General features: G+C 38.4%; 8 protein-coding genes. 6 read left to right on the top strand and 2 right to left on the bottom strand.

Translation table 11 applies throughout. From position 1 onward, the window contains the following. Positions 1-27 precede the first annotated feature (27 nt). The 5 genes from dprA to hemF are packed head-to-tail and all read left to right on the top strand — an operon-like array spanning position 28 to position 3,757. Positions 28-1,125, top strand: coding sequence for a DNA-processing protein DprA (dprA, locus tag XM47_RS06485; RefSeq protein WP_048690907.1), 1,098 nt, complete (start codon positions 28-30; stop codon positions 1,123-1,125). Positions 1,126-1,130: 5 nt separating this feature from the next. Then, a complete protein-coding gene (locus tag XM47_RS06490; protein WP_048690909.1) occupies positions 1,131-1,607 on the top strand; it encodes a DUF494 family protein in 477 nt (158 codons plus the stop codon). Between the two features lie 35 nt (positions 1,608-1,642). Beyond that, positions 1,643-2,221, top strand: coding sequence for a DNA topoisomerase family protein (locus XM47_RS06495; protein ID WP_048690911.1), 579 nt, complete (start codon positions 1,643-1,645; stop codon positions 2,219-2,221). Positions 2,222-2,255: 34 nt separating this feature from the next. Beyond that, positions 2,256-2,819, top strand: coding sequence for an L-threonylcarbamoyladenylate synthase type 1 TsaC (locus XM47_RS06500; RefSeq protein ID WP_048690912.1), 564 nt, complete (start codon positions 2,256-2,258; stop codon positions 2,817-2,819). Continuing rightward, positions 2,819-3,757 (top strand): oxygen-dependent coproporphyrinogen oxidase, encoded by a 939-nt coding sequence (gene hemF / locus XM47_RS06505; RefSeq protein WP_048690914.1) that lies wholly within the window; start codon positions 2,819-2,821, stop codon positions 3,755-3,757. Before XM47_RS06500 ends, hemF begins: the two co-directional genes overlap by 1 nt. Here the strand turns inward: hemF and XM47_RS06510 are convergent. Next, entirely contained in the window at positions 3,754-4,137 is a 384-nt protein-coding gene (locus tag XM47_RS06510) for a group II truncated hemoglobin (protein ID WP_053084519.1), read from the bottom strand. The genes hemF and XM47_RS06510 overlap by 4 nt on opposite strands. Before the next feature lie 216 nt (positions 4,138-4,353). On the opposite strand from XM47_RS06510, the gene aroE reads away from it, so the two are divergent. Beyond that, positions 4,354-5,160, top strand: a complete 807-nt coding sequence (gene aroE, locus XM47_RS06515) for a shikimate dehydrogenase (protein ID WP_048690916.1) — start codon at positions 4,354-4,356, stop codon at positions 5,158-5,160. A gap of 54 nt (positions 5,161-5,214) precedes the next feature. Here aroE and XM47_RS06520 read toward each other — a convergent pair whose 3' ends face one another. Beyond that, entirely contained in the window at positions 5,215-5,742 is a 528-nt protein-coding gene (locus XM47_RS06520; protein ID WP_048690918.1) for a gamma carbonic anhydrase family protein, read from the bottom strand. Positions 5,743-6,079: the final 337 nt, after the last annotated feature.

Here is a 6,079-nt window from a genome sequence, read left to right on the forward strand (position 1 = left end):
GACACCTTTTATAAAGGAGAGTTAGGTATGGATACCTTGAGACACTGGCTTGCAATAAAGCAAGTTAAAGGATTACGCAGTAAGCAATTATTAAAATTACTTGAATACTACTCACTTGAAAGTTTATTTCTGCTTAGCCAAGATAAACTCAGCTCTATCGGTTTTAATCCGAATCAAATTAACATTCTGAAAAATATTAATTGGCCACTTGTTGATTCTCAAGTTGATTGGTTAAATGCGTCAGATCTCCATCATATTATCCATTGGCAAGATGACAGATATCCTGAAAATCTGAAACAAATTAGTTCACCACCTTTTGTTTTATATGCTGTTGGACATTTAGAATTAATATCTAAGCCTCAAATTGCAGTCGTTGGTAGCCGAAATGCTTCTAGGTATGGTACAGACAACGCATTTCAATTTTCAAAGTCTTTGGTTGAAGCCGGTTTAATTATTACCAGTGGCTTGGCTGCTGGAATTGACGCTTGGGCACATAAAGGCGCATTAAGCGCAAAGCGTCATTCTACTATTGCAGTTGTGGGTACTGGACCCGATGTGGTTTATCCAAAACGAAATCACGACCTAACTCAACAAATTATACAAGCAGGCCTGATTTTATCTGAGTTCCCACCTGGGACGCCTGCTCGGTCTCAAAACTTTCCAAGGCGTAATCGAATTATTAGTGGTTTAAGTTGTGGCGTCTTAGTTGTCGAGGCAAATGTGAAAAGTGGTTCGCTCATAACGGCTAAATATGCTTTGGAGCAAAACCGTGAAGTATTTGCTATTCCTAGTAGTATCCATGAGACGAGAGCTAAAGGTTGTCATCAATTAATCCGTCAAGGTGCTAAACTCGTAGAAACTATTACCGATATATTAGAAGAGATAAATGACTTGGTCGAAGTGCCTCAAATGTCGCTTTTTTCACAAAAAGATGAAAAAAAAGTCAAAGAAAACTTCACAAGTCACGATTTCTTGGTTAATTTAGATTATGAGACCACTTCGATTGATGAGTTGGTAGCAAGGACAAACCTACCACTTGATATTGTCTTGGCTCAACTGCTGGACCTTGAGTTACAAGGTTTAATTGCCGCTACTTCTGGTGGTTACACTCTTTTGAGGAGGTAATAGCTATGTTTGATATCCTCATGTATTTATTTGAGAATTACATTCACAGTGAAGCTGAAGTGTTAGTTGATCACGACCAACTAACAGATGAATTGCTAAAAGCAGGTTTCGAAGTTGACGAAATCTACAAAGCTTTAGATTGGCTAGAGAAACTAGCAGATCTACAAAACTGTGATTCTATGCCTTATCTAACCAAACGTTCGCCAGTGTCTTCTGTGCGTGTTTACACTGAAGAAGAACTATCTCGCTTAGAAGCGGATAGCCGTGGGTTTATTTTGTTTTTAGAACAAATTAATATTCTGGACACAGAAACCCGTGAAATGGTGATTGATAGAGTAATGGCCTTAGATACACCTGAATTTTTGTTAGACGACCTTAAATGGGTTATCTTAATGGTGTTATTTAATGTACCAGGTCATGAATCTGCTTACTCACAAATGGAGGATCTGGTTTTTGATGAGCCAGAAGGCCCATTACACTGATCTAACCTTAATTACTTGTGGTGTTGTTGAACTGAATGTCAGATAAAAAAATCGATCTATTTACGGCTCAACAGCACGCACTAGATAAAGAATTCCATACATGTCCAAAATGTGGACAAAAATTAGTATTCCGATCTGGTAAAGCTGGCGCTTTTCTTGGCTGCGAAGCTTATCCTAATTGCGATTACATAAAACCACTTCATCAGCATGATAAAGATGACTCGGATACTCGCGTTATTGATGATTCTGAATGCCCTAAGTGTCACAGTTTACTAGCGGTAAAACATGGTCGCTATGGCTTATTTATTGGTTGTACTGCTTTTCCTGAATGTGACTATATAGAACATCAGAATGAAGATAGCCAAGCATCTCAAAATCATATTAGCTGCCCCAAATGCTCAACTGGCGAGTTAGTTGAAAGGTTAAGTCGTTTTGGTAAAAAGTTTTTTGCCTGTTCTGCTTATCCTAAATGTGAATATGCTCTTAATTTTGAGCCTGTTGAGCATAAATGCCCTAACTGTGATTGGCCGGTAATGATGAAAAAACATTTACGTGGAAAAGATAAGTTAGTTTGCCCACAAAAAAAATGTAAGCATCAAATAGACGCGGTATAATTACTTAACTGTTAATTACATAAGCATGTCTACAATGTCTGATAATTCGATTGACTACACTAAAGCCGTTGAAAGTTTAAAAGCGGGTGGTGTAATTGCTTACCCAACTGAATCTTGTTTTGGTCTTGGTTGCGATCCAGATAACCAAGCAGCAGTAGAGAAAATTTTAGCTTTGAAGCAAAGGGATATAAGTAAAGGCTTAATCTTAATTGCGTCAAATTACTCTCAATTATTACCTTATATTGCAGATAATCTGATCCCACAAGACAAGCGTTTTAGTGTTTTTTCACACTGGCCTGGCCCTTTTACTTTATTACTACCGGTTAAACCTGAAACGCCAGAATTTTTGACTGGACAGTTTGATACTCTTGCCGTTCGAGTAACAGCACATGAAGGTGCTAGAGGTTTATGTGAAGCCTTTGGTAAACCCATAGTTTCTACGAGTTGTAATTTATCAGGCCAAGATGCCGCAACGAGCTATCAAGCCGTGATGGATGTTTTTGCCGAACAACTTGATTATGTGTTAGATGCGCCAATAGGGCAGAACCCTAAGCCTAGTACGATTTTAAATCCATTGACAGGAATTCAAATTAGATAATGAGCGTTACAAAACCAGATAATAAAGTAAGTATTGAAGTTGTTATTGAGTTTTTACATCAGCTTCAAGACCAAATATGCCAAGCGTTAGAAAATTCAGATGGTCAGGCAAAGTTTGTTGAAGATAACTGGAAACGTCCGGGTGGCGGTGGCGGTCGAACTCGAGTTATGACTAATGGGGCTGTGATTGAACAAGGTGGGGTTAATTTCTCGCACGTTTTTGGCGACCAAATGCCAGCATCAGCTACTGCACACAGACCTGAATTGGAAGGAAGGAGTTGGCAAGCTTGCGGTGTTTCTCTCGTTATTCACCCCAACAACCCTCATATTCCAACATCTCATGCCAATGTTAGGTTTTTTATCGCCGAGAAAGAAGGCGAAGCGCCTGTTTGGTGGTTCGGTGGCGGTTTTGATTTAACGCCTTTTTATCCAGTAGAGCAAGATGTTATACACTGGCATCAAACCGCTTTCGATATTTGCAAACCCTTTGGCGAAAAGGTTTATTCGGATTATAAAAAATGGTGTGATGAATATTTCTATTTAAAGCATAGAGATGAAACACGTGGTGTTGGGGGATTATTCTTTGATGATCTCAACCAATGGGGATTCGATAAAAGCTTTGAGTTTATGCAAACTGTTGGTTTAGGCTTCATTGATGCTTATGTTCCGATTGTGGAACGGAACAAATCGACAGAATATAGTGAAGCGCAACGTCAATTTCAATTGTACCGACGCGGTCGTTATGTTGAATTTAATTTAGTGTTTGATAGAGGCACTTTATTTGGATTGCAAACGGGTGGTCGAACAGAGTCTATTTTAATGTCGATGCCGCCGTTAGCGCGCTGGGAATATAATTTCCAGCCAGCAGAAGATAGTCTTGAAGCTAATTTGTATCAAAGGTATTTAAAGCCTCAAGACTGGCTGAGTTTAGAAAACTAGTCTGTATTTATCATATGCGTTGCGAGCTGATGAAAGCTCGCATGCAGTTGTTGACGCAATAATTTATCACTAACAACTTCATCTAATGCTTGGCTCATACATAGCATCCACATATCTCTTTGGCGTGTATCTATTTTAAAGGGTAAATGTCTTGCTCTTAATCTAGGGTGACCATATTTTTGCTCAAAAAGCGGTGGCCCACCTAACCATCCGGACAAGAACTCAAAAAAGCGTTCACGAATACTATCCATAGGCTGAGGATGTATTTTTAATAGCTCGCTTGCTCTAACGTCTGTTTCCATATAATCATAAAATCGGTTAGCGAGTTTGTTAACTGCCTGCTCGCCTCCAATTTGCTGGTAAGGTGTATTTTGATACATGTTTGGTTTCTTCTGTAAAAATAAGTTCTTTATTGGGATAAAAAAGGTTAACAAGCTAGCTATATTCATTTTGTTTGTTATTAAACGTGAATTGAAATTGGATTACGAGTAAAATATTGGGTCAAAATTATACTACAAGTTTGGATCTATTGAGTAATTAAACAAGCCTCAATCAAATTCAGATACCTACAAAATTCGAATTTAATTGGATCAAGCATGGATCAATATATTGTTTTTGGAAACCCAATCAAACAAAGCAAATCACCTACTATACATACTGAATTTGCAAAACAAACCCAACAGGACATCAGTTATCAAGCTAGATTATCTGAACTAGACGAATTTGAACAAAACGTAAAGGATTTTGCTCAACAAGGTGGTAAAGGATGTAATGTCACAGTTCCTTTTAAGGAACGAGCTTTTAAAATGGCGGATAAAGTATCCGACAGAGCTAAATTAGCGCAAGCAGCTAATACATTAACCTTATTACCAGATGGGACCATTGAAGCTGATACTACTGATGGCGCTGGCTTGATTAATGATTTAATTGAAAATGACGTGCCGTTAAAAGGGAAGCGAATATTACTTATTGGTGCGGGTGGCGCTGCTAGAGGTGTCATTCAATTGTTGCTAGAACATTTACCTGAGAGCTTAACTATTACAAATCGTACAGTCTCAAAAGCTGAAACCCTAGTAGAACGCTTTGCCGGACTCGGTAATTTAAATGCGTTAGCTTTTGATTCACTAGAGCAGGGGTATGATTTAGTCATAAATTCAACATCAGCAAGTTTATCAAATGAACTACCACCAATAAGTGAAACCGTATTTAAACCGGGTGGATATGCTTATGATATGGTTTATAGCGATAAACCAACTGTTTTTGTTGAATGGGCATTACAAAATAAGGTTAAGTTAGCGCTAGATGGATTAGGTATGCTAGTTGGTCAAGCTGCCGAAAGCTTTTATGTTTGGCGTGGTGTTAGACCAAATCTTCTACCTGTCGTTAAATTATTGAGAGCTTAGCAGGTGAAAGCCCATTAAGCTCTTTTTACTATGTAGAGTGATAGATACGTAGAGTTATAGATATTCGTCTTTTAACTCTACATAGTTTATAGCTGATTGTTTTAAAAATTGAATTTCGGCTTCAGTTAACTTTCTCGCTTGAACTGCTGGACTACCTTTATATAAATATCCTGACTCTAATTTTTTATTTGGGGCGACAAGCGAACCAGCGGCTAGCATGACATCATCTTCAATTATGGCACCATCTAACACAATTGCACCCATGCCAATTAAAACTCTACTCCCTATATAGCAGCCATGTAACATAGCCTTATGGCCCACAGTAACATCATCGCCAATAATGAGAGGATACCCTTTACTGTTTGCTGATGAAGATCGGGTAACATGGAGTATGCTACCGTCTTGTATATTTGAACGCTTACCTATCGTAATGTAATTAACATCTCCGCGTGCAGCGACTAAAGGCCAAATACTCGAATCTTGGTCAATAACTATATCTCCGATTAAAACGCAGCTTGGATCTATGTAGGCATTATCGGCTATTGTGGGGGTTATCTTCTTAAACGCTCGTAAATTGTTCATATGTTAAAAAAATGAATGATTGCTGGATGTATTAAGTTACGCATAAAGCCAATAAATAAGCAAGTTGTAGCTTATTTGAGCAAACAAAAAATAAATGAAATAAAAGTGAAATAAAGCGTTGACGCATCTCGTTTCATCTCTATAATGCCGCCCCACAACGCAGCGACACGAACACTTCTTAACGAAACGTTTGAGTCAAAGCAAGATGAAAAAGGCTTCATCCAGTTAGCTAAAAATTCAGTTTGAAGTTAACAAAAATAAAGTCTTGACATCAAATGAGGAAAGCGTAGAATGCGCGCCTCGCTTCTACGGAAGCCGGAGAGTTTCTCTCCACTGT

The sequence above is a fragment of the Catenovulum maritimum genome (genome assembly GCF_001050375.1).
Taxonomy (GTDB): Bacteria; Pseudomonadota; Gammaproteobacteria; order Enterobacterales; family Alteromonadaceae; genus Catenovulum; species Catenovulum maritimum.